This is a genomic window from Mesorhizobium sp. GbtcB19 (genome assembly GCF_019091085.1).
GTDB lineage: Bacteria > Pseudomonadota > Alphaproteobacteria > Rhizobiales > Rhizobiaceae > Mesorhizobium.
The window spans coordinates 343,456-366,137 of record NZ_JAGXJY010000002.1 but is presented as its reverse complement, the minus strand read 5'-3'; the positions used below and the strand labels follow the sequence as shown (position 1 = coordinate 366,137).

The following is a 22,682-nucleotide window of genomic DNA, read 5'->3' as shown; positions in this document are numbered from 1 at the left end:
CTCGTGCAACCCGCTCGAGTTACGCGTATTTCTTCTGAACTTCCTGGGCGACCGCGGTCGGAACCGGCTCGTAGTGGTCGAACTGCATCGTGTACTGGGCGCGGCCCTGCGACATCGAACGCAGATTGTCGACGTACTTGAACATGTTGGCGAGCGGCACCATCGCGTTGATGACGACGGCAACGCCACGCGCTTCCTGACCCTGGATCTGACCGCGACGGCCGTTGAGGTCGCCGATGACGCCGCCGACATAATCTTCGGGCGTCACGACCTCGACCTTCATGATCGGCTCCAGAAGCTGCACGCCGAGGCGCGGAGCGGCTTCCTTGAAGCAGGCGCGGGAGGCGATTTCGAACGCCAGCACCGAGGAGTCGACGTCGTGGAAGGCGCCGTCGATCAGCGTCGCCTTGACGCCGATCATCGGGAAGCCGGCGAACGGGCCGGAACCCATGACGCTGTTGATACCCTTCTCGACGCCCGGGATGTATTCCTTCGGAACCGCACCGCCGACGATCTTGGACTCGAACACGAACTCTTCGCTCTCGGTGTTCGGCTCGAAGATGATCTTGACGCGAGCGAACTGGCCGGTACCGCCGGTCTGCTTCTTGTGGGTGTAATCCTGCTCGTGCGTGCGGGTGATGGTCTCGCGATAAGCCACCTGCGGCGCGCCGACATTGGCTTCCACCTTGAACTCGCGGCGCATGCGGTCGACGATGATGTCGAGATGCAGCTCGCCCATGCCGGCGATGATGGTCTGGCCCGATTCCTCGTCGGTCTTGACGCGGAAGGACGGATCCTCAGCCGCCAGGCGATGCAGCGCGAGGCCCATCTTTTCCTGGTCGTTCTTGGTCTTCGGCTCGATGGCGATCTGGATGACCGGATCGGGGAATTCCATGCGCTCGAGGATGACCGGGTGCAGCGGATCGCAGAGCGTATCGCCGGTGGTCGTGTCCTTGAGGCCTGCCAGGGCGACGATGTCGCCGGCGTAGGCTTCCTCGATGTCGGCGCGCGAGTTCGCATGCATCTGCAGCATGCGACCGATGCGCTCCTTCTTGCCCTTCACCGTGTTGTCGAGCGAGGTGCCCTTGGTGAGCTTGCCCGAATAGATGCGGGCGAAGGTCAGCGAGCCGACGAACGGGTCGTTCATGATCTTGAACGCCAGCATCGACAGCGGCTCGCTGTCATCGGCATGACGCTCGATCTCGGCGTCGGTCTTGGCGTCGACGCCCTTGATGGCCGGCACGTCGATCGGCGACGGCAGGTATTCGACGACGGCGTCGAGCAGCGGCTGCACGCCCTTGTTCTTGAAGGCCGAGCCGCAGAACATCGGGAAGAACTTGACCGCGATGGTGCCCTTGCGGATCAGCGCGCGGATCTCGTCGTTCGACGGCATCTTGCCTTCGAGGTAGTTCTCGAGCGCGGTCTCGTCCATCTCGACGGCGGCTTCGATCATCTTCTCGCGATACTGCTCGGCCTTGGCCTTCAGGTCGGCCGGGATCTCGACGACATCCCAGGCAGCGCCCAGGGTTTCGTCGCGCCAGACGAGCGCGTTCATCTCGACGAGGTCAACGACGCCCTTGAACTCGGTCTCGGCGCCGATCGGCAGCTGCATGACGACGGCCTGCGCGCCGAGGCGCGAACCGATCATCTCTTCCGAGCGGTAGAAGTCGGCACCGATCTTGTCCATCTTGTTGCAGAAGATCATGCGCGGCACGTGGTACTTGTCGGCCTGGCGCCACACGGTCTCGGTCTGCGGCTCGACACCGGCGTTGGCGTCGAGCAGCGCGATGGCGCCGTCGAGCACGCGCAGCGAACGCTCGACCTCGATGGTGAAGTCGACGTGTCCGGGAGTGTCGATGATGTTGAAGCGGCGCATCTTGCCGTCACGGCCCTTCCAGAAGGTCGTGGTCGCGGCCGACGTGATGGTGATGCCGCGTTCCTGCTCCTGCTCCATCCAGTCCATGGTGGCAGCGCCGTCATGGACTTCGCCGATCTTGTGCGACTTGCCCGTGTAATACAGGACGCGCTCGGTCGTCGTCGTCTTGCCGGCGTCGATATGCGCCATGATACCGAAATTGCGGTAGTCTTCGATTTTGTATTCGCGGGCCATGGGAGGTTGCCTCTCAGTCTCGTTCGCGCTTTACCAGCGGTAGTGCGCGAAGGCGCGGTTGGCTTCTGCCATCTTGTGAGTGTCTTCACGCTTCTTGACGGCGGTGCCGCGGTTGTTGGCCGCGTCCATCAGCTCGCCCGAGAGGCGGTCGACCATGGTCGTCTCGTTGCGGTTGCGGGCCGCGGCGATCAGCCAGCGGATGGCCAGCGCCTGACGACGCTCGGGGCGCACGTCGACCGGAACCTGATAGGTGGCGCCGCCGACGCGACGCGAGCGCACTTCCACATGCGGCGCGACATTGTCGAGCGCCTGATGGAAGACGGTGACCGGCTCCTGCTTGGTCTTCGACTGAACCTGGTCGAGCGCGCCGTAGACGATGGTCTCGGCAACCGACTTCTTGCCGTCATACATGACGGCGTTCATGAACTTGGTAACGACGAGATCGCCGAACTTGGGGTCCGGATTGATCTCACGCTTTTCTGCACTGTGACGACGGGACATCGGAAAACCCTTACTTCGGACGCTTGGCGCCGTATTTCGAACGACGCTGCTTGCGGTTCTTCACACCCTGCGTGTCGAGCACGCCGCGGATGATGTGGTAGCGGACGCCCGGCAGATCCTTGACGCGACCGCCGCGGATCATGACCACCGAGTGTTCCTGAAGGTTGTGGCCTTCGCCCGGGATGTAGCCGATCACCTCAAAGCCATTGGTCAGGCGAATCTTGGCCACCTTGCGCAGCGCCGAGTTCGGCTTCTTCGGCGTCGTGGTGTAGACGCGCGTGCAGACGCCCCGCTTCTGCGGGTTCTGCTGCATGGCCGGGACCTTGTTTCGCTTCACCGGCGCCAGGCGCGGCTTGCGGATCAGCTGGTTGACGGTAGGCATTAAACCCTCTTGTCTCTCAATTCCGTGTCTGCCCTGTCAGGGCCGCTCAAAGCGTCATTCCCATACGCGAATTCGGGCAAAACACCGCGTCTCGCGGTCCTGCCCGAACAAATTGCAGAGGAAGCGGGAGCCGCTTCATGCGCGCCGGAAATGTCTTTTCGCTCGTAAAACGAACCCTGTTTGAGACAAACTCCAAAGCGCGTCGCCTCGGAAAGGCTGGTCTCACATCGGTTCTGACGTCGCGGCTTCTACTCGTAAGGCCATTGCCCGTCAACCCCGCAACGGCAAATATTGCGGTCAATTCGAGGCTTGGCAGCCATGCGCAAAACGCATGTAATTTTCTTGCGTCTTTTTTCAAGAGCGAGGAAGAAAGTGACCGGCTTGCGGCTGTCTTCCGCACCGGCTTCGTGCCAAAAGGCGGCCTGAGCCGGACTTTTCCGCCGGCAAACGAGGAATCAGCCCGTGAACGACAATGAAGAAAGGCCGGTCACCATCATCACCGGGCGGGTCTGGCGCAAGAAAGGCGGCAAGCCGGAAGGCGTGCATGTGATGCTTGTGGCGCCTGACGATGATTCTGCCGTGCGCCGCGCGCTCGAATCGCTCGCCGCCGAGGGATTCGCGGAGGCCGAGCTCGACCAGATCGGCGACATGGAAGGCGAGCCCGATGACGAGCCGCATCTGTCAGCCTATCAGGGCGCGCTGGAAGGTGAAGTTTCGATCGTCACCTTCGACGAGCCGTTCTGATCTCGCTGCCCCGCGCAACGTCCTTTCCCGGCCCGACCGCCAACCACTCCTCGCTTAAACATCCACTCTCTTCCCTTTCCGGAGTTTCCATGACCAGCAATCCCATCAAGCTCGGCATCGTCGGCGTGGGGAAGATCGTCCGCGACCAGCATCTGCCGGCGGTCGCGAAAGATGGCGACTACCAGCTTGCCGCCGCGGCCAGCCGCCATGGCAAGGTCGACGGCATTCCAAACTATCTCAGCATCGAGGCGATGCTTGCGGCTGAACCTGGTCTCGAGGCGGTCTCGCTCTGCATGCCGCCGCAGTTCCGCTATGACGCCGCGCGCACCGCGCTGGAAGCCAGGAAGCATGTGTTCCTCGAAAAGCCGCCGGGCGCCACGGTGAGCGAGGTCGAGCACCTCAAGGCGCTTGCCGAAAAGAACGGCGTCTCGCTCTTTGCCAGCTGGCATTCACGCTATGCGCCGGCGGTCGAGGCCGCGCGCGCTTTCCTCGCCTCGGCCAGGCTGACTTCCGCGGCCATCAACTGGAAGGAAGACGTGCGCCGCTGGCATCCCAACCAGGAATGGATCTGGGAACCGGGCGGTTTTGGCGTGTTCGATCCGGGCATCAACGCGCTGTCGATCGCCACTCACATCCTGCCGCCGATGTTCATCACCTCGGCCGTGCTCGACTTCCCGGAGAACCGCGCGGCACCGGTTGCGGCGCATGTCGCCTTCCGCACCTCGAACGGCCTGCCGGTGACGATGGAGCTCGACTGGTTGCAGACCGGTCCGCAGAGTTGGGACATTGTGGCCGAGACCGACAAGGGCAGGATGGTGCTGTCCGGCGGTGGCGCCAGGCTCGCCATCGACGGCAAGATCGTCCATGACGAGCCGGAAGCCGAATATCCGATGCTCTACAAGCGCTTCGCCGAGATCGTTCGCGCCGGGATTTCCGATGTCGACCTCGCGCCGCTGCAGCATGTGGCGGATGCCTTCATGCTGGGCAAGCGCAACGTGGTCGAAGCGTTCTTCGACTGAGCTAATGGGGACTGACGCCAGCGCGCGTCAGTCCACTATCGCGATCGCAAATCCATCATAGCCCTTGGCGCCGACGGTCTGGATAGCCGTGCCGTCCAGCCGCTTCTCTCCGCCGATGAAGGAAAACGCCGCACGCGCTCCTTCGACATTGGCGTCGCGCCCATCCTTATCGAGCACCGCGCCGTCGCGGATGACATTGTCGCAGACGATGACCGTGCCTGAGCGCGACAGCTTCATTGCCCAGTCGAGATAGTTCGGGTTGTTCGGCTTGTCGGCGTCGATGAAGATCAGGTCGAACGGACCGGCATTTTCGCCAGCCAGCGCGGCGAGCGATTGGAGCGCGGGACCAACCCGCAGGTCGACCTTGTCGGAAACTCCTGCCCGCTCGAAATTCGACCGCGCGACTTTGGCGTGGTGCGGGTCGAGCTCCAGCGTCACGACCTTGCCATCCGCCGGCAACCCTCTTGCCATCCAGATCGTCGAGTAGCCGCCGAGCGTGCCGACCTCCAGCACCTTTTTCGCGCCGCGGATGCGCACCAGCAGCGACAGCAATTTGCCCTGCGCGGCCGAGACGTCGATGGCCGGCAGGCCCTGCTTACGGTTGGCCGCAAGCACTGCGTCCAGCGCGGGATCCGCTTCGAAAAGAGAGGAAACGATGTAGTCGTCGACAGCCGTCCAAGTCTTGCTGCTCATAGCTCTTCCTCGTTCTCATGAAGCCAGATCAGGATGACGGCTAAGAGCCATCATCCTGATCTGGTTCCTGTTGGAGCATGATCTTTCCGAAAACCGGTGCCCACTTTTTGGGATCATGCTCTGAAATGCGAAAAGGGGCCGCGTGGGCCCCTTCTCTTCGTTTCTCATGTCATGCCGCTTACTGCGCGGCGTTGACCATATCGGTCAGCATCGGGTCGGCGACCTCGACACCGGAGGCCTTGCGGCGCTCGTCGATGATGAGCTCGTCGCGCGAGGTGGCGATGCGCCTGATCTGGCTCATCGTGCCGCCGGTGCCGGCCGGGATCAGACGGCCGACGATGACGTTTTCCTTCAGGCCCTGCAGCATGTCGGTCTTGCCGGCAACCGCGGCTTCGGTCAGCACCCTGGTCGTCTCCTGGAAGGAGGCGGCCGAGATGAAGGACGGCGTCTGCAGCGAGGCCTTGGTGATGCCGAGCAGCACCGGCTGACCTTCGGCCGGCTTCTTGCCGTCCTCGATCAGGCGCTCGTTGACCTCTTCCAGCTCGATCACGTCGACGTGGTCGCCCGGGATGTAGGTCGAGTCGCCCTGGACGGTGATCTCGACCTTCTGCAGCATCTGGCGAACGATCACCTCGATGTGCTTGTCGTTGATCGACACGCCCTGCAGACGGTAGACCTCCTGGATTTCGTTCACGAGGTAGGAGGCAAGCGCCTCCACGCCCTTAATCGCCAGGATGTCGTGCGGCGCCGGATTGCCGTCGAGGATGTAGTCGCCCTTCTCGATGACGTCGCCGTCCTGGAGATGGAACGGCTTGCCCTTCGGGATCAGGTACTCCACCGGCTCCAGCGTCGAGTCATGCGGCTCGATGATGATGCGGCGCTTGTTCTTGTAGTCGCGGCCGAAGCGGATCGTGCCATCGATCTCGGCGATGATGGCGTGATCCTTCGGACGGCGAGCCTCGAACAGTTCCGCAACGCGCGGCAGACCACCGGTGATGTCCTTGGTCTTGGCGCTCTCCATCGGGATACGCGCCAACACGTCGCCAGGCTTCACATGGGCGCCCGGCTCGACCGAGAGGATGGCCTCGACCGAGAGCAGGAAGCGCGCATCGCCGCCCTTCGACAGCTTGCCGACCTTGCCCTTGGCGTCCTGGATGACGATCGCCGGCTTCAGGTCGCTGCCGCGCGGCGTCGAACGCCAGTCGATGACCTCACGCTTGGTGATGCCGGTCGACTCGTCGGCCGTTTCCTGAACGGAGATGCCGTCGACCAGGTCCTCGAACGCCACCCTGCCCTCGATTTCGGTGAGGATCGGGCGGGTATAGGGATCCCACTCGGCGATACGCTGGCCGCGCTTCACCTTGTCGCCATCGTCCACGAAGATACGCGAACCATAGGCGACGCGGTGCGTGGCACGCTCCTTGCCGGTCTCATCGAGGATGAGCACCGCCATGTTGCGGCCCATGACCATCTGCTGGCCTTCCGAGTTGCGCACCACGTTGCGGTTGCGGATCTGCACCTTGCCCTCATAGGAGGCTTCAAGGAACGAGCTATCCACCACCTGCGCCGTGCCGCCCATGTGGAAGGTACGCATGGTGAGCTGGGTGCCAGGCTCGCCAATCGACTGCGCCGCGATGACGCCGACGGCCTCGCCCTGGTTGACGGGAGTGCCGCGGGCCAGGTCGCGACCGTAGCAGACCGCGCACACGCCGGTCCTGACCTCGCAGGTCAGAGCCGAACGGATGCGGACCGACTGCACGCCGGCCTTTTCGATCTGCTCGACATCGCGCTCGTCCATCAGCTTGCCGGCCTTGACCAGCAGATCGCCGGTGACCGGATGGTTGATGTCGTCGAGCGCGGTGCGGCCCAGCACGCGCTGGCCGACCGAAGCGACGATCTGACCGGCATCGACGATCGGCTGCATGGTGAGGCCCTTGTCGGTGCCGCAATCCACGGAGTTGACGATGCAGTCCTGCGCCACGTCGACGAGACGACGGGTGAGGTAACCCGAATTCGCGGTCTTCAAGGCGGTGTCGGCCAGGCCCTTGCGGGCGCCGTGGGTCGAGTTGAAGTACTCGAGCACGGTGAGGCCTTCCTTGAAGTTCGAGATGATCGGCGTCTCGATGATTTCACCCGAGGGCTTGGCCATCAGGCCGCGCATGCCGGCGAGCTGACGCATCTGGGTGGGCGAACCGCGCGCACCCGAATGTGACATCATGTAGATCGAGTTCATCGGCTTCTGACGGCCGTTGTCCTCGAACTCCACCGCCTTGATGCGCGCCATCATCTCGTCGGCGACCTTTTCCGAGCACTTGGCCCAGGCGTCGACGACCTTGTTGTACTTCTCGCCCTGCGTGATCAGGCCGTCATTGTACTGCTGCTCGTATTCCTTGGCCAAAGCCTCGGTGTCGGAAACAAGCTTCAGCTTGGTGTCCGGGATCAGCATGTCGTCCTTGCCGAACGAAATGCCGGCACGGCAGGCATGGGCGAAGCCGAGCGCCATGATGCGGTCGCAGAAGATGACCGTCTCTTTCTGACCGCAGTGGCGGTAGACGGTGTCGATCATCTTGGAGATGTTCTTCTTGGTCATCTCCTGGTTGGCGGTCTCATACGGAACGTTGACGTTCTTCGGCAGAAGCTCGCCGATGATCATGCGGCCAGGCGTGGTGTCGTAGATCTTCGACACGACGTTGCCTTCGGCGTCGACGGTCCGGAAGCGGCCCTTGATCTTGGCGTGCAGCGTCACGGCCTTGGTCTCCAGCGCGTGCTGGAGCTCGCCCATGTCGGCAAACACCATGCCTTCGCCCGGCTCGTTCTGGTTGACGATCGAGAGATAGTAGAGACCAAGAACCATGTCCTGCGACGGCACGATGATCGGCGCGCCGGAGGCCGGGTGCAGGATGTTGTTGGTCGACATCATCAGCACGCGGGCTTCAAGCTGCGCTTCCAGGGACAGCGGCACGTGGACCGCCATCTGGTCGCCGTCGAAGTCGGCGTTGAAGGCGGTGCAGACCAGCGGATGCAGCTGGATCGCCTTGCCTTCGATCAGGGTCGGCTCGAACGCCTGGATGCCGAGGCGGTGCAGCGTCGGCGCGCGGTTCAACAGCACCGGATGCTCGCGGATGACCTCGTCGAGGATATCCCAGACTTCCGGACGCTCCTTCTCGACCAGCTTCTTCGCCTGCTTGACGGTCGAGGAGAAACCCTTGGCGTCGAGGCGGGCGTAGATGAAGGGCTTGAACAGCTCGAGCGCCATCTTCTTCGGCAGGCCGCACTGATGCAGCTTCAGCTCCGGACCGGTCACGATGACCGAGCGGCCGGAATAGTCGACGCGCTTGCCGAGCAGGTTCTGACGGAACCGGCCCTGCTTGCCCTTGAGCATGTCGGACAGCGACTTCAGCGGACGCTTGTTGGCGCCGGTGATGACGCGGCCGCGACGGCCGTTGTCGAACAGCGCGTCGACGGCTTCCTGCAGCATGCGCTTTTCATTGCGCACGATGATGCCGGGAGCGCGAAGCTCGATCAGCCGCTTCAGGCGGTTGTTGCGGTTGATGACGCGGCGATAGAGGTCGTTCAGGTCGGACGTTGCGAAACGGCCGCCGTCCAGCGGGACGAGCGGGCGCAGGTCCGGCGGAATCACCGGAACCACCTTCATGATCATCCATTCCGGACGGTTGCCGGATTCCATGAAGTTTTCGACGACCTTGAGCCGCTTCAGGTACTTCTTCTGCTTGAGCTCGGAGGTGGTCGAAGCCAGCTCCGAACGCAGGTCGCCGGCGATCTTCTCCAGGTCCATGCCGGCCAGGAGGTCATGGATGGCCTCGGCGCCGATCATGGCGGTGAAAGAATCCTCGCCATACTCGTCAACGGCGAGCATGTACTCTTCCTCGCTGAGAAGCTGGTTCTCCTTCAGCGCGGTGAGGCCCGGCTCGGTGACGATGTAGTTCTCGAAGTAGAGCACACGCTCGATGTCCTTGAGGGTCATGTCGAGCAGCGTGCCGATGCGCGAGGGCAGCGACTTCAGGAACCAGATATGGGCGACGGGCGCGGCGAGCTCGATATGGCCCATGCGCTCGCGGCGAACGCGCGACAGCGTGACTTCGACGCCGCACTTTTCGCAGATGACGCCCTTGTACTTCATACGCTTGTACTTGCCGCACAGGCACTCATAGTCCTTGATCGGGCCAAAAATGCGCGCGCAGAACAGGCCGTCACGCTCCGGCTTGAAGGTGCGGTAGTTGATGGTCTCCGGCTTCTTGATCTCGCCGAACGACCAGGACAGAATCTTCTCTGGGCTGGCAAGCGAGATCCGGATGGAATCGAACACCTGCGCAGGCGCCTGCGGGTTGAAGAGATTCATGACCTCTTGGTTCATGCCGTTCTCCTTTTCGGGGTCCTCGATAACCCCTTCAATCGATCGCGGACGAAATGTCCGCAGACTGGCCGGTTAAGCCGGCCGTAGATTTGAAAGGCGCGCCGCGTCCAAGCGCGGCGCGCCGTAGCCTTTACTCGGCCGCGTCGGGAAGACGCGTCTGGTTCTCTTCGACCTGGGTGTTCTCCAGCTCCACATTGAGGCCGAGCGAGCGCATTTCCTTGACGAGAACGTTGAAGCTCTCCGGGATGCCCGCTTCGAACGTGTCGTCGCCGCGCACGATCGCCTCGTAGACCTTGGTGCGGCCGGCCACGTCGTCCGACTTCACCGTCAGCATTTCCTGCAGCGTGTAGGCGGCACCGTAGGCTTCGAGCGCCCAGACCTCCATTTCGCCGAAGCGCTGGCCGCCGAACTGCGCCTTGCCGCCCAGCGGCTGCTGGGTGACGAGCGAGTACGGACCGATCGAACGCGCGTGGATCTTGTCGTCCACCAGGTGGTGCAGCTTGAGCATGTAGATATAGCCCATCGTCACCTTGCGATCGAACGGCTCGCCGGTGCGGCCGTCATAGAGCTGCGACTGACCGCTGGTGTGCAGGCCTGCCTGCTCCAGCATGGTGTTGATGTCGGCCTCATGCGCGCCGTCGAACACCGGTGTCGCGATGGAGACGCCGCGGCGCATCTGCTCGCTCAGGCGAACGATGCTCTCGTCGTCATACTCGCGGATCGGCTCGTTGCGGTCGTTGGCCGGCATGAAGCTTTCCAGCGTCTTGCGCAACGGCTTGATGTCGCCTCCACCCTTATACGCGTCGATCAGCTCGCCGATCTTCCTGCCCATGCCGGCGCAAGCCCAGCCCAGATGCGTTTCCAGGATCTGGCCGACATTCATGCGGCTCGGCACGCCCAGCGGGTTGAGCACGATATCGGCATGCGTGCCGTCCTCGAGGAAAGGCATGTCCTCGACCGGAACGATGCGCGACACGACACCCTTGTTGCCGTGGCGGCCGGCCATCTTGTCGCCCGGCTGCATCTTGCGCTTCACCGCCACGAAGACCTTGACCATCTTCATGACGCCCGGAGGCATTTCGTCGCCGCGCTGCACCTTCTCGACCTTGTCCATGAAGCGCTGCTCGAGCGCCTTCTTGGACTCGTCGTACTGGCCGCGCAGAGCCTCGAGCTCGCCCTGGAGCTTCTCGTTCTCGACGGCGAACTGCCACCACTGCGAACGCGGATACTCGTCGAGCGTGTCCTTCGACAGCTTCGAGCCCTTCTTGAAGCCCTTCGGTCCGGCAATCGCTTCCTTGCCGACCAGCATGTCGGAAAGACGCGCATAGACGTTGCGGTCGAGGATCGCCTGTTCGTCGTCGCGGTCCTTGGCCAGACGCTCGATCTCCTCGCGCTCGATCGCCATCGCGCGCTCGTCCTTCTCCACGCCGTGGCGGTTGAAGACGCGCACTTCGACGACCGTGCCGAAGGTGCCCGGAGGCATGCGCATGGAGGTGTCGCGAACGTCCGAGGCCTTCTCGCCGAAGATGGCGCGCAGAAGCTTTTCTTCCGGCGTCATCGGGCTTTCGCCCTTCGGCGTGATCTTGCCGACCAGGATATCGCCCGGCTGTACCTCGGCACCGATATAGACGATGCCGGCCTCGTCGAGGTTCTTCAGCGCCTCTTCCGAAACGTTCGGAATGTCGCGCGTGATTTCCTCCGGCCCGAGCTTGGTGTCGCGCGCCATGACCTCGAACTCCTCGATGTGGATCGAGGTGAAGACGTCGTCGGCCACGATGCGCTCGGAGAGCAGGATCGAGTCCTCGTAGTTGTAGCCGTTCCACGGCATGAACGCGACCAGCACGTTGCGGCCGAGCGCCAGATCGCCGAGCTCGGTCGACGGACCGTCGGCAATGATGTCGCCCTTGTTCACCCGGTCGCCCATGCGCACCAGCGGACGCTGGTTGATGCAGGTGTTCTGGTTCGAACGCTGGAACTTCATCAGCCGGTAGATGTCGACGCCGGACTTGCCGGGATCGAGATCTTCCGTGGCGCGGATGACGATACGGGTCGCGTCGACCTGGTCGACCACGCCGCCGCGGCGGGCACCGATGGCCGCACCCGAGTCACGGGCGACGACCGGCTCCATGCCGGTGCCGACGAACGGCGCCTCGGCGCGCACCAGCGGCACGGCCTGACGCTGCATGTTCGAACCCATCAGCGCGCGGTTGGCGTCGTCGTTCTCGAGGAACGGGATGAGCGCTGCCGCGACAGACACCATCTGCTTCGGCGAGACGTCCATCAGGTCGACGTTTTCGCGCGGCGCCATCATCACTTCGCCGGCGTTACGGCAAATGACGAACTCATCGACGAAACCGCCATTCTTGTCGAGCTCGGCGTTGGCCTGCGCGACATAGTGCTTGGCCTCTTCCATCGCCGACAGATAGACGACCTCGTTGGTCAGCTTGCCGCCCACGATCTTGCGGTACGGGCTTTCGATGAAGCCGTACTTGTTGACCCGCGCGAAGGTGGCCAAGGAGTTGATCAGACCGATATTCGGGCCTTCCGGCGTCTCGATCGGGCAGATGCGGCCGTAATGCGTCGGGTGCACGTCGCGCACCTCGAAGCCGGCGCGCTCACGGGTAAGGCCGCCCGGTCCAAGCGCCGAGAGACGACGCTTGTGGGTGATCTCCGACAGCGGGTTGGTCTGGTCCATGAACTGCGACAGCTGCGAGGAGCCGAAGAACTCGCGCACGGCGGCGGCCGCCGGCTTGGCGTTGATCAGGTCCTGCGGCATGACCGTGTCGATCTCGATCGAGGACATGCGTTCCTTGATGGCGCGCTCCATGCGGAGCAGGCCGACGCGGTACTGGTTCTCCATGAGCTCGCCGACCGAGCGCACGCGGCGGTTGCCGAGATTGTCGATGTCGTCGATCTCGCCCTTGCCGTCGCGCAGCTCGACCAGCGTCTTGACCACGGCCAGGATGTCTTCTTTGCGCAGCACGCGCACGGTGTCCTCGGCCTTGAGCTCAAGGCGCATGTTCATCTTGACGCGGCCGACGGCCGACAGATCGTAGCGCTCGCTGTCGAAAAACAGCGAGTTGAACATGGCTTCGGCGGTTTCCAGCGTCGGCGGCTCGCCCGGGCGCATGACACGGTAGATGTCGAACAGCGCGTCCTGGCGGCTCTCGTTCTTGTCGACGTTGAGCGTATTGCGGATGTAGGCGCCGACATTGACGTGGTCGATGTCCAGAATCTGGATCTCGTCCTCGCCGGTGCCGAGCAGCACCTTCAGCGTCTTGTCGTCGATCTCGTCGCCGGCTTCGAGGAAGATCTCGCCGGTGCCGTAGTTGACGATGTCCTCGGCGAGGTAGTTGCCGAGCAGGTCCTCGTCGGTCGCCTTGATAGCCTTGAGACCCTTCTCGCCGAGCTGGCGGGCCTGGCGGGCGGTGATCTTCTTGCCGGCCTCGACGACGATTTCACCCGTGTCGGCGTCGACCAGGTCGCCGACGGCCTTGAGGCCGCGGAAGCGCTCGACGTTGAACGGAATGCGCCAGTGGTCGCCGGAGCGCTTGTAGGTGATCTTGTTGTAGAAGGTCGACAGGATTTCCTCGCCGTCCATGCCGAGCGCCATCAGCAGCGACGTCACCGGGATCTTGCGGCGGCGGTCGATGCGGGCGTGCACGACGTCCTTGGAATCGAATTCGATGTCGAGCCACGAACCGCGATAGGGAATGACGCGCGCGGCAAACAGAAGCTTGCCCGACGAGTGCGACTTGCCCTTGTCATGGTCGAAGAAGACGCCCGGCGAACGGTGCATCTGCGAGACGATGACGCGCTCGGTGCCATTGACGATGAAGGTGCCGTTCGACGTCATGAGCGGCATGTCGCCCATGTAGACGTCCTGCTCCTTGATGTCCTTGATCGACTTCGCGCCGGTATCCTCGTCGATATCGAACACGATGAGGCGCAGCGTCACCTTGAGCGGCGCGGCATAGGTCAAGTCGCGCTGACGGCACTCGTCAACGTCGAATTTCGGTGCCTCGAACTCATACTTCACGAACTCCAGCATCGAGGAGCCCGAAAAGTCGGAGATCGGGAAGACCGACTTGAAAACAGCCTGCAGCCCTTCGTCCGGACGACCGCCCTTGGGCTCGTCCACCATCAGGAACTGGTCATAGGATGCCTTCTGAACCTCGATGAGGTTCGGCATCTCCGCAACTTCCGGGATCTTTCCGAAGAACTTGCGTACGCGTCTGCGGCCATTGAAAGTCTGGGTCTGGGCCATCGTCGCTCCTTAGCTCTAAAACTCGGGACGAACCTCGCCGCGGCTCGCCTTGCACCAATGGGCAGCCTTGGCGGTTGCCCCTATCTGTTTTCCGGCCGCCCCTGCCAATTTCTTGGGCCAATGGCTTGGCGGGTACCGGCTAAAACGGGAGAAAACCCGTTTCCGGAAGGCCGTTTTCGGCCCTCAGGAAAGAGGTTTTCAAACGCCTCGCGCAACAAAGCCCTCCCTCAGTCCAAGGGAGGGGGCGGACGGCGCGAGACCGTCCGCCCTCGCCTAACAGGTTACTTCAGCTCGACCTTGGCGCCAGCTGCTTCCAGCTGAGCCTTGAACTTGTCGGCGTCGGCCTTGGAAACGCCTTCCTTGACCGGCTTCGGAGCCGCTTCGACCAGGTCCTTGGCTTCCTTGAGGCCAAGGCCAGTGATGGCGCGGACTTCCTTGATGACGTTGATCTTCTGGGCGCCGGCGTCGGCGAGAACGACGTCGAATTCCGTCTTCTCTTCAGCCGGAGCAGCAGCAGCGGCAGCACCACCGGCAGCGGCGGCAACAGCCACCGGAGCGGCGGCCGAAACGCCCCACTTCTCTTCCAGGAGCTTCGACAGCTCAGCCGCCTCGAGGACGGTCAGCTTCGAAAGGTCGTCTACGATCTTTGCCAGATCAGCCATTTTGATATTCCTTTAGTTGGTTCGAACGTGTGTTGTTGACAGCGAGGAACGGCCTCATGCCGCCTCGTCCTTCCGGGCGTAAGCGCCGATGACGCGCGCGACCGAAGCCGCTGGCGCATTGACGATCTGGGCGATCCGGGTTGCCGGCGTGGCGATCATGCCAACCAGCTTGGCGCGCAGCTCGTCGAGCGACGGCATCGTGGCGAGTGCCTTGACACCATCGGCGTTGAGCGAGGTCGTGCCCATCGCGCCGCCGAGAATGACCAGCTTGTCATTCCCCTTGGCGAATTCGGACGCGACCTTCGGCGCCGCAATCGGATCCTCCGAATAAGCGACCAGCGTCTGTCCCTTGAACAGATCGATGATCGATGCGGAGTCCGTGCCCTGAAGAGCGATCTTGGCGAGACGGTTCTTCGCGACTTTGACGGTGCCGCCGGCGGCGCGCATCTTCGACCGGAGGTCGTTCATTTGCGCCACGGTGATACCGGCGTAGTGGGCCACGACGACTGAACCCGCGTTCGAGAACGCATCATTCAGGCCCGTGACGAGTTCGCGCTTTTCCGCTCTGTCCACTGCCTATCTCCAGTTGACCCCTGCCTCATTTTCGAGGTCAGAAGTCGGGTTGCCTTTTGCCGGCCGGGCCATCCAAATCCTGGATCTCCCGAACGACGCTCGAGGATCCTGCCCCCTTTCGCCACACCGACGGCCAAGCCGGCGATGCGCTGACAAAAGGCAAACACGGTTCGAACCTTTCATTGGAGCATCCGCTCCTTTGTCGGGTCTTCACCCGTCTCATGCAGGCCCACATGAATTAAGGCTGTTGGGCCGCCTGCAATCTCGGACAGGATATCCGGAAACCTTTCGGCTTCCGGGGTACCGGGCCGCCGACGGATCGGCGGTCCGGAATTCTTTCACTGCTGGAACATGATCTTTTCCGAAAACCGGTTCCCACTTTTCGGGATCATGTTCTAGCGATCGGCCTTTGGCCGACCAGATGACACTTACGACGCGGCGAGCGTCGCAAGGTCGAGCTTGAGGCCGGGGCCCATCGTCGAGGTGACGGACACCTTCTTGACGTAGTTGCCCTTGGCGCCCGCGGGCTTTGCCTTGTTCACCGCATCGGCGAAGGCGCGCACATTCTCTTCCAGCGCCTTGACGTCGAACGAGACCTTGCCGACGCCGGCCTGGACGATGCCGGCCTTCTCGACGCGGAACTCGACGGCGCCGCCCTTCGAAGCCTTGACGGCCGCGGCCACATCGACGGTCACGGTGCCGACCTTCGGGTTCGGCATCATGCCGCGCGGGCCGAGCACCTTACCCAGACGACCGACCAGCGGCATCATGTCCGGGGTGGCGATGCAGCGATCGAAATCGATCGTGCCCTTCTGGACGATGTCGACCAGGTCCTCGGCGCCAACGATATCGGCGCCGGCGGCCTTGGCTTCCTCGGCCTTGTCGCCACGGGCGAACACGGCAACACGCACGGAGCGGCCAGTGCCGTTCGGCAGGTTGACCACGCCGCGGACCATCTGGTCGGCGTGACGCGGATCGACACCGAGATTCATCGAAATCTCGACGGTCTCGTCGAACTTCACCTTGGACCGGTCCTTGAGCAGCTGCAGCGCCTCGGAGAGCGCGTAAGCCTTGTTCGGATCGATGCCTTCGCGGCTCTTGGCAACACGCTTTGCAATCTTTGCCATGATCTTAGCCCACCACTTCCAGGCCCATCGAGCGGGCGGAGCCCTCGACCATGCGCATGGCCGCTTCGACGTCGTTTGCGTTCAGGTCCTTCATCTTCTGCTCGGCGATCGCGCGCACCTTGTCGCGGCTGATCGTGCCGACCTTGGTCTTGCCCGGCTCCTTGGAGCCCGACTTCAGGTTGGCGGCCTTCTTCAGGAAGTAGCTCACCGGCGGCGTCTTCATGACGAAGGTGAACGACTTGTCCTGGTAGTAAGTGATGACGACCGGGATCGGCGACCCCTTCTCGAGCTCCTGGGTCTGCGCGTTGAACGCCTTGCAGAATTCCATGATGTTGATGCCGCGCTGACCAAGCGCCGGGCCGATCGGGGGCGACGGCGTGGCCGAGCCCGCGGCAACCTGGAGCTTGAGCTGGCCTGCTACTTTCTTAGCCATCTCTATTCCTGCCTTCTTTCATGCCGGCCCCATTTTCGGGAACACCGGCGGTTGCAGTCTGGTGGTGCGGTTCCAGCAGCCGGCTATGCCGCTTTCGCCTCCCACCCGTTCATGCGGCGCTTTAAGCAACCGCCCCTGACACCTGTCGGCGCAGGGATTTTCCGGATCAGCCTTTTTCGACCTGTCCGAATTCGAGATCCACAGGCACAGCGCGCCCGAAGATCGAAACTTCCACCTTGAGGCGGGCCCGCTCCTCGTCCACTTCCTGGACGACGCCGTTGAACGACGCGAACGGACCGTCGGAGACGCGGATCGCCTCACCGATCTCGAAGGTGACCGAGGGCTTCGGCCGCTCGACGCCTTCCTGGACCTGGTTCAGGATGCGCTGCGCCTCCGTCTCGGTGATCGGCACGGGTTTGGAGTCGCCCAGGAAGCCGGTGACCTTGGGCGTGTTCTTGACCAGCGAGAACACGGCATCCGTTAGGTTGGCCTTCAGGAGCACATAGCCCGGGAAGAACTTGCGCTCGGCATCGACCTTGCGGCCACGGCGGATCTCGACGACCTTTTCGGTCGGCACCACGATCTGCTCGATCTCGCCGGACAAGCCCTTTTGCTTGGCCTTGTTCTCGATATCCTCGGCGACCTTCTTCTCGAAGTTCGAATAGGCGTGGACGATATACCAGCGCGCAGTCATTTCCCGACCTCTCCGTAAACCGCCGAATTAATGCCCGAGACCCAGGATCCACTCGATCGCATAGCCCATCAGAATGTCGGCAGCGAAAAAGAAGAGCATCGCGATAACCGCGAACACCAGGACCATCACGGTCGAGATCATGGTTTCGCGCCGCGAAGGCCATGTCACCTTTGCCGTCTCCGCGCGAACCTGCTGGAGAAAGGTGAAGGGATTAGTGGTTTTCGAAGCCATGTGCCGCCTGTTTTCAAGACCCGTTGGCCGGGCCTCCTGGATGATCCCGCTGGCCGGGACGTGCCGCCTGGGCTAAGTGCGGCGCCGAATCAGCGCCACCATTTCACCCATGCAAATCAGACGCGTAAAGCTGGCTTCCCAGCTCCACGCGTCGCGTGTCTGTTCTGTCTACATAAAACCGATTCTTAATCCACGCAAGTGGCAAGGGTCCGCTTTATGTTCTAGCGCCGCCTCGGAACCATCCAGTCGTCCCGTCCCGGCTATGCGGGGCTTATGCCCGAATTCCCGGTATATGGCAAGCCACCCGGCGATTTTCAACCACGGAGGCTTCTGATTGGCTATTTGGAAAATGGCACGGGCAGCAGGGCTCGAACCTACGACCTGCGGTTTTGGAGACCGCCGCTCTACCAACTGAGCTATGCCCGTGCATGCGCTTGTTCGGCGCAGGCGCTTCCTAAAAGCTTCCGGGCACTCTGTAAAGAGCACTCGGAAGCGGTTTTAGAACCTTTGCCAGAAATCCGGGCTCCAATTCCCCTGGTGACCAGTCGCGCGCCTGGCGCGGCCGCGGCTACGACTTCCCGGCCGGCGGCTTATACGGTCCGCCAGGCACGCCCCAGCCCCAGGCCGGCATCGGCTCGGTCTCGGGATCGCAGGTCTCGCCGAGATTCGAATTCATCTTCGCCAGCCGCGATCCCCATTCGACATAGCCCATAAAGGCGGAGCGGAATTCGGGGTCATCGGGCAAGCCGACCTCATCGGCCGCGTCGGCCAGCAGATTGATCCAGCGGCGCCGCTGCTCTTCGGTCAGGTGCTTGCCGAGATGATGCATCACCATCTCGCGGTGACCGCCATGTTTTTCGCTGTAAGTCTTCGGCCCGCCGAAGACCTCGCCGATGAAAGCGGCGACATGCGCCGGGTGGTCCGGCGACATGGTCTTGAACACCGGACCGACAACCGGATCCGCCGCCACCTTGTCGTAAAAGGTTCGGGTCAGCCGGTTCAGCGCCTCGATGCCGCCGGCCCATTGATACAAAGTCGGGATGTCCTCGCTCATCGCCGCTCCTCCATTCTGCAGACAGTTGCGGAAAATAATGCCAGCGCCCTGCCCGGCTCAACCTGCCTCCATGGCCAGTGCGAGTGAATAGTCTAGAGCTTCGCCGGCGCCTTTGCCTCAGCATCGGCGGCCGGCTGAACCCGGCAATTGTCCGGCCTGGGCGCCGATCCGCAGATGGTGGCGCCCGTCAGCGCATCCACCGATTGCGGCCCGGTCGTCAGTCCGAATTTCTGCAACTCGTCCCGACTGAGTTCCCTGTGCTTGGCATATTCGGCCGACTGCATGGCAGCGAAAAAGCCCGAACCGATCGCCATCTCGCCGAGATACGCCCTCACTTTGTCTTCCATGCCCATGGCGTGAACAAGGAAATGCGCATCGGCGCCAACCAGGCGTCTGGCGCCGCCGGCGACCATCACCGCGCAGGCGGCGTCGCACTCAGCGCCTGCATCGATGGTGAGGCCCGTGTGGAGACCGTCGGTTGCGGCGCACCCCACCGTGCCCGGATCGCAATCGAGAAAATCCGTTCGGGCGACCGCGACATCCAGCCGGCGTTCGCGGATCAGCCGGCCCGCCGCAAGCGCGGCCTGCACATCTCCACCCGGCGAGTTGATGACAACGGGCAACCGGCGCTCCCGGATCGTATCGAGCAGTTGGCGCAGCTTGTCGGCGGTGCCCGCGGCGATCGTGCCTTCCGCCGAAATCCATTCCGGACAATCGGGATTGCAAAGCGGATTGCTGCCGCGAACAAGAACGAAGCGCATCTCCTGTTCCTGGGCCTGCGGCGCCGGCGCGGGCGCCGGGGCAATGGGAACAGGCTTGGCCTCGACGGCCGCAACCTCGGTTGGCTTGCCGCTCGTCGGAATCTCGCGGCAATTCGCGGGCGCCGGCTGACGCTGGCAGATGGTCCTTTCGGTCAGCAAATCGAGTGAATCGAGACTGGTGACGAGCTTCATCTCCAGCATGTCCTTGGGCTCGATCTGCCTGATGTCGCTGGCGGGCGTCGCCTTCATCACGTCCAGCACGCCCTGTTCGACGCCCATCTCGCTCAAATAGGCCGACAGCCGCTTCTCGACCGCCTTGCTCATCTCATAGGTCTTGTAACTGCCGGCATTCTTGCGGCTGACGATCTTGGTGCTGATGATCTTCTTCTTGCCGTTCACGATCCGATAGGTCGTGCGGTAGAGCAGCCTCTCGCGCCGGAAGGTGGTGGTGATCTGGTGAACGCCGAGATAGGCCCATTCGCCGACGACGCGGCGGATGCCGCCGGCAAACATCAGCGGGCAGGCGGAATTGCACATCGCGCCGCTGTCGTAAGCGACGCCGGAATAGGGTTGGCCCTTGCCGTCATTGTCGCGGCAATTCTTCATACCCGGCGAGCAGCCGGAAAATTCGGTGATGCCGACCGCGATATCGAGCTTGCTCTTGCGGACCATGCGGCCAAGCTGCAGGGCGGCATCGACATTGCCGCCGGGAGAATTGACGACGATCGGCAGTTGCCGCTCGCCGAGCGTCTTCAGCAGGCGCCTGAGCAGCGCCGGGGTGCCGGCGTCGATCGTTCCTTCGGCCGAAATCCATTCCGGGCAGTTGGGCTCGCAACCCGGCGCGCTGCTGCGCACGACGACGAAGCGCATCGTCGGACCATAATCCGGCGGATCTTCCTTGGCGGTGGCGCCGAAGGCGACCAGCGCCATGGCAGCGGCCAACCCTAGCCGCATCAATCCGCGCCAGCGCCGTATGATCTTTGAACAGAATGCGGAAACCACGTTTGGCAGCCCCAAGAATACAACCCATACTAGTTGGGGCGACGATGCTTGCAACAGAATTGAAAAGGGTGCGGGCAATGCCAGTCTGTCGGTTGCTTGCCTCGACCTTCATCGCGCCTAAAGTTTTGGCGGCGCCTTTGCCTGGGCGTTGGCAGAGGGCGGGAGTCGGCAATTGTCCGGCTTTGGCATGGATCTGCAAATGACGGGACCGGTCAGCGTGTCCGACGTGTCCGGCCCGGTCGTCAGCCCGACCTTGAGCATCATATCAGGTTCAAGCTGACGCTCGACCGAACTCCCCTCTATCGCTGCGAACAGGGCCGGGCTGATCGCCATCTCGTCCAGATAGGCTCTGACGATCCGCGCCTGTCCCATCGATGACACGCTGAGCCGCGCCTTGGGATCGACCAGTCGCCGGGCCCCGCCGGCAAGCAAGAGCGCGCAGGCTGAATCGCACTCCACACCAAATTGGCTGATCAGCCCGATATAAGCGCCGTTGTCGTCCAGGCACCCTGCGCCGGCCGGATTGCAGCCTGTGATGATGGTGCGGTCGACGACGACGTCGAGCTTGCGTTCATGGATAAGCCGCCCCGTGGCCAAGGCGCCGAACAAGTCACCACCTCGTGAGCTGATCACAATGGGAAGGCGTGGGTTGTCGAGCGCGGCGAGCAACTGGCGAAGTTTTTGCGGAGTTCGAGGGGTGATCGCGCCTTCCGCCGAGATCCATTCCGGGCAGTCTGGATCGCAGAGCGGATCGCTGCCGCGAACGACCACGAAGCGCATCTCCGGCGCAGCATTTCCTGCCGCTGCCTGGAATGGTGCGATTGGTGGAGCCTTGGCCGGCTGGGACATCGGAGCTTCCGCCTGCGGCGCAGGTGCCGTCTTTGCCATTGTGACAGCGGCCGGCTGGGACATTGGAGCTTCCGCCTGTGGCGCAGGCGCCGTCTTTGCCGTTGTGACGGCGGCCGGCCGGGTATCCTCCGATATTTCCCGGCAATTCGGAGCAGGCTTGTCGCCCATGCACAGGACCACTCCGGTGAACAACTCCACGGTGTCCGTGCTGGTGGCCAGTTTCATCGTCAACATGTCGTGGAGAGTGATCCGCTGGATATCGCTCGCCGGAGTGGCCTTCATTTTTTCGAGGACGCCCTGCCCCACTCCCATCTCCCTGAGATAGGCCGAGATTTTTCGCGCAAACCCCTTGCCCATCTCATAGGTCTTGTAGCTTTGGCCTTCGGTGACGGTCTCAGTTGTGACCTGGTACCTTTTGCCCCGGATGGTTTTATAGGTGGTTCGAAAATGCCTTGTGGAGGGGAACCAAGTGGTGGTGATCTGATGAACACCCAGATAGGCCCAGCCACCGGCCAGGCGGCGAACACCGCCCGCAAACATCAGGGGACATGCCGAGTTGCACATAGCGCCGCCATCAGACGCCACGCCCAAGTAGGTAACGCCCTTGCCGACGCTCGCTCCGCAGCCCTCCGTCCCCGGCCAACAATCGGAAAATTCGGTCTTGCCGATCGCGATGTCGAGCCCATTCTTGCGTATGATGCGACCAAGTTGAAGTGCGGCGTCGACATCGCCACCAGGGGAATTGACGATGATCGGCAGTTTGCGGGTACCGAGCGTCTTCAATATACTTCTGAGTTTGGCCGGCGTGCCGGCCTGAATGGCGCCTTCGGCCGAAATCCATTCGGGACAGTTGGTCTTACAGCCGGTGGCACTGCTGCGCACGACGACAAACCGCATCTCCGATATACCGTCGGTCAGGAGGTGCTGAAAGTACCAGGTATTGGGATTCCACATTTTCGGGTCGGAGATGTCGCCTGCCTTCACGGCGAAAGCAGCCATCGCCATCGCAAGTGCCATGACCAGGCGAGCCATCCCAAGCAATATGGTTTCCGTATTGTTTGAAAGACACCTCGAAATCATGCTTGCCGAAGCCCCTACCGCCACCAATAATATTTACAGCAATGGAGTATGCAATGGCTTTGAAGCAACCCGGCTAGAGTTATTCCACGCAGTGCAAGTAAACGAAAAAGGGCGGCCCGAAGGCC

Annotated in this window: 19 protein-coding genes and 1 tRNA gene; 4 read left to right on the top strand and 16 right to left on the bottom strand. The window is 62.6% G+C overall.

The genetic code is table 11. From position 1 onward, the window contains the following. Positions 1-19: 19 nt before the first annotated feature. The 3 genes from fusA to rpsL are packed head-to-tail and all read right to left on the bottom strand — an operon-like array spanning position 20 to position 2,993. Positions 20-2,110: an elongation factor G gene (gene fusA, locus KVT37_RS05795; protein ID WP_217570549.1), complete on the bottom strand. Its 2,091-nt coding sequence runs from the start codon at positions 2,108-2,110 to the stop codon at positions 20-22. 30 nt (positions 2,111-2,140) lie between these two features. Next, complete coding sequence (gene rpsG, locus KVT37_RS05790) at positions 2,141-2,611, bottom strand: 30S ribosomal protein S7 (RefSeq protein ID WP_112099612.1); 471 nt, start codon at positions 2,609-2,611, stop codon at positions 2,141-2,143. A gap of 10 nt (positions 2,612-2,621) precedes the next feature. Beyond that, positions 2,622-2,993: a 30S ribosomal protein S12 gene (rpsL, locus tag KVT37_RS05785; RefSeq protein ID WP_006202128.1), complete on the bottom strand. Its 372-nt coding sequence runs from the start codon at positions 2,991-2,993 to the stop codon at positions 2,622-2,624. A gap of 137 nt (positions 2,994-3,130) precedes the next feature. On the opposite strand from rpsL, the gene KVT37_RS05780 reads away from it, so the two are divergent. The 3 genes from KVT37_RS05780 to KVT37_RS05770 all read left to right on the top strand — a co-directional run bounded on the left by KVT37_RS05780 (position 3,131) and on the right by KVT37_RS05770 (position 4,756). Next, complete coding sequence (locus KVT37_RS05780; protein WP_217570547.1) at positions 3,131-3,469, top strand: hypothetical protein; 339 nt, start codon at positions 3,131-3,133, stop codon at positions 3,467-3,469. Beyond that, positions 3,456-3,737: a transcriptional regulator gene (locus KVT37_RS05775; RefSeq protein ID WP_217570545.1), complete on the top strand. Its 282-nt coding sequence runs from the start codon at positions 3,456-3,458 to the stop codon at positions 3,735-3,737. Before KVT37_RS05780 ends, KVT37_RS05775 begins: the two co-directional genes overlap by 14 nt. 89 nt (positions 3,738-3,826) lie before the next feature. Next, complete coding sequence (locus KVT37_RS05770; RefSeq protein WP_217570543.1) at positions 3,827-4,756, top strand: Gfo/Idh/MocA family protein; 930 nt, start codon at positions 3,827-3,829, stop codon at positions 4,754-4,756. A gap of 27 nt (positions 4,757-4,783) precedes the next feature. Here the strand turns inward: KVT37_RS05770 and KVT37_RS05765 are convergent, their stop codons facing one another. From KVT37_RS05765 to KVT37_RS05710, 12 genes are all read right to left on the bottom strand, one after another. Beyond that, the gene (locus KVT37_RS05765; RefSeq protein ID WP_217570542.1) at positions 4,784-5,449 is read right to left on the bottom strand and encodes an O-methyltransferase; all 666 of its coding nucleotides are present in this window, start codon (positions 5,447-5,449) and stop codon (positions 4,784-4,786) included. A gap of 178 nt (positions 5,450-5,627) precedes the next feature. After that, positions 5,628-9,824 (bottom strand): DNA-directed RNA polymerase subunit beta', encoded by a 4,197-nt coding sequence (gene rpoC / locus KVT37_RS05760; protein WP_217570540.1) that lies wholly within the window; start codon positions 9,822-9,824, stop codon positions 5,628-5,630. 130 nt (positions 9,825-9,954) lie between these two features. Continuing rightward, a complete protein-coding gene (gene rpoB, locus KVT37_RS05755) occupies positions 9,955-14,091 on the bottom strand; it encodes a DNA-directed RNA polymerase subunit beta (RefSeq protein ID WP_217570537.1) in 4,137 nt (1,378 codons plus the stop codon). 281 nt (positions 14,092-14,372) lie between these two features. Next, positions 14,373-14,753: a 50S ribosomal protein L7/L12 gene (gene rplL, locus KVT37_RS05750; RefSeq protein WP_040983055.1), complete on the bottom strand. Its 381-nt coding sequence runs from the start codon at positions 14,751-14,753 to the stop codon at positions 14,373-14,375. Between the two features lie 54 nt (positions 14,754-14,807). Then, complete coding sequence (gene rplJ, locus KVT37_RS05745; RefSeq protein ID WP_128261369.1) at positions 14,808-15,326, bottom strand: 50S ribosomal protein L10; 519 nt, start codon at positions 15,324-15,326, stop codon at positions 14,808-14,810. Between the two features lie 428 nt (positions 15,327-15,754). Beyond that, positions 15,755-16,453: a 50S ribosomal protein L1 gene (gene rplA / locus KVT37_RS05740; protein ID WP_217570535.1), complete on the bottom strand. Its 699-nt coding sequence runs from the start codon at positions 16,451-16,453 to the stop codon at positions 15,755-15,757. A 4-nt stretch (positions 16,454-16,457) separates the two neighbouring features. Then, a complete protein-coding gene (gene rplK, locus KVT37_RS05735) occupies positions 16,458-16,886 on the bottom strand; it encodes a 50S ribosomal protein L11 (RefSeq protein WP_042642146.1) in 429 nt (142 codons plus the stop codon). 166 nt (positions 16,887-17,052) lie between these two features. Then, the gene (gene nusG / locus KVT37_RS05730) at positions 17,053-17,580 is read right to left on the bottom strand and encodes a transcription termination/antitermination protein NusG (protein ID WP_041003121.1); all 528 of its coding nucleotides are present in this window, start codon (positions 17,578-17,580) and stop codon (positions 17,053-17,055) included. A gap of 27 nt (positions 17,581-17,607) precedes the next feature. Continuing rightward, a complete protein-coding gene (gene secE, locus KVT37_RS05725) occupies positions 17,608-17,811 on the bottom strand; it encodes a preprotein translocase subunit SecE (RefSeq protein ID WP_027170383.1) in 204 nt (67 codons plus the stop codon). Between the two features lie 350 nt (positions 17,812-18,161). Beyond that, a tRNA-Trp gene (locus KVT37_RS05720) sits at positions 18,162-18,237 on the bottom strand. A gap of 142 nt (positions 18,238-18,379) precedes the next feature. Next, positions 18,380-18,865, bottom strand: a complete 486-nt coding sequence (locus tag KVT37_RS05715; protein WP_217570533.1) for a group II truncated hemoglobin — start codon at positions 18,863-18,865, stop codon at positions 18,380-18,382. Positions 18,866-18,957: 92 nt separating this feature from the next. Then, complete coding sequence (locus tag KVT37_RS05710; RefSeq protein ID WP_217570531.1) at positions 18,958-20,556, bottom strand: hypothetical protein; 1,599 nt, start codon at positions 20,554-20,556, stop codon at positions 18,958-18,960. Here KVT37_RS05710 and KVT37_RS05705 point away from each other — a divergent pair. Then, on the top strand, positions 20,555-20,749 hold the full coding sequence (locus tag KVT37_RS05705; protein WP_217570529.1) for a hypothetical protein: 195 nt from the start codon (positions 20,555-20,557) through the stop codon (positions 20,747-20,749). The genes KVT37_RS05710 and KVT37_RS05705 overlap by 2 nt on opposite strands. Here the strand turns inward: KVT37_RS05705 and KVT37_RS05700 are convergent. Further along, positions 20,746-22,509 (bottom strand): hypothetical protein, encoded by a 1,764-nt coding sequence (locus KVT37_RS05700; protein ID WP_254633828.1) that lies wholly within the window; start codon positions 22,507-22,509, stop codon positions 20,746-20,748. The genes KVT37_RS05705 and KVT37_RS05700 overlap by 4 nt on opposite strands. Positions 22,510-22,682 lie beyond the last annotated feature (173 nt).

Bases quoted from the DNA above. Each gene is read 5' to 3' on its own strand.
- nusG (WP_041003121.1), bottom strand. From the start codon at position 17,580: ATGACTGCGCGCTGGTATATCGTCCACGCCTATTCGAACTTCGAGAAG.
- rplK (WP_042642146.1), bottom strand. From the start codon at position 16,886: ATGGCTAAGAAAGTAGCAGGCCAGCTCAAGCTCCAGGTTGCCGCGGGC.
- fusA (WP_217570549.1), bottom strand. From the start codon at position 2,110: ATGGCCCGCGAATACAAAATCGAAGACTACCGCAATTTCGGTATCATG.
- KVT37_RS05700 (WP_254633828.1), bottom strand. From the start codon at position 22,509: ATGGCTCGCCTGGTCATGGCACTTGCGATGGCGATGGCTGCTTTCGCC.
- KVT37_RS05715 (WP_217570533.1), bottom strand. From the start codon at position 18,865: ATGAGCGAGGACATCCCGACTTTGTATCAATGGGCCGGCGGCATCGAG.
- secE (WP_027170383.1), bottom strand. From the start codon at position 17,811: ATGGCTTCGAAAACCACTAATCCCTTCACCTTTCTCCAGCAGGTTCGC.
- KVT37_RS05780 (WP_217570547.1), top strand. From the start codon at position 3,131: ATGCGCGCCGGAAATGTCTTTTCGCTCGTAAAACGAACCCTGTTTGAG.
- rplL (WP_040983055.1), bottom strand. From the start codon at position 14,753: ATGGCTGATCTGGCAAAGATCGTAGACGACCTTTCGAAGCTGACCGTC.
- rpoC (WP_217570540.1), bottom strand. From the start codon at position 9,824: ATGAACCAAGAGGTCATGAATCTCTTCAACCCGCAGGCGCCTGCGCAG.
- rpsG (WP_112099612.1), bottom strand. From the start codon at position 2,611: ATGTCCCGTCGTCACAGTGCAGAAAAGCGTGAGATCAATCCGGACCCC.
- KVT37_RS05765 (WP_217570542.1), bottom strand. From the start codon at position 5,449: ATGAGCAGCAAGACTTGGACGGCTGTCGACGACTACATCGTTTCCTCT.
- KVT37_RS05705 (WP_217570529.1), top strand. From the start codon at position 20,555: ATGGCAGCGGCCAACCCTAGCCGCATCAATCCGCGCCAGCGCCGTATG.
- KVT37_RS05770 (WP_217570543.1), top strand. From the start codon at position 3,827: ATGACCAGCAATCCCATCAAGCTCGGCATCGTCGGCGTGGGGAAGATC.
- rpoB (WP_217570537.1), bottom strand. From the start codon at position 14,091: ATGGCCCAGACCCAGACTTTCAATGGCCGCAGACGCGTACGCAAGTTC.
- rpsL (WP_006202128.1), bottom strand. From the start codon at position 2,993: ATGCCTACCGTCAACCAGCTGATCCGCAAGCCGCGCCTGGCGCCGGTG.
- rplA (WP_217570535.1), bottom strand. From the start codon at position 16,453: ATGGCAAAGATTGCAAAGCGTGTTGCCAAGAGCCGCGAAGGCATCGAT.
- KVT37_RS05710 (WP_217570531.1), bottom strand. From the start codon at position 20,556: ATGGCGCTGGTCGCCTTCGGCGCCACCGCCAAGGAAGATCCGCCGGAT.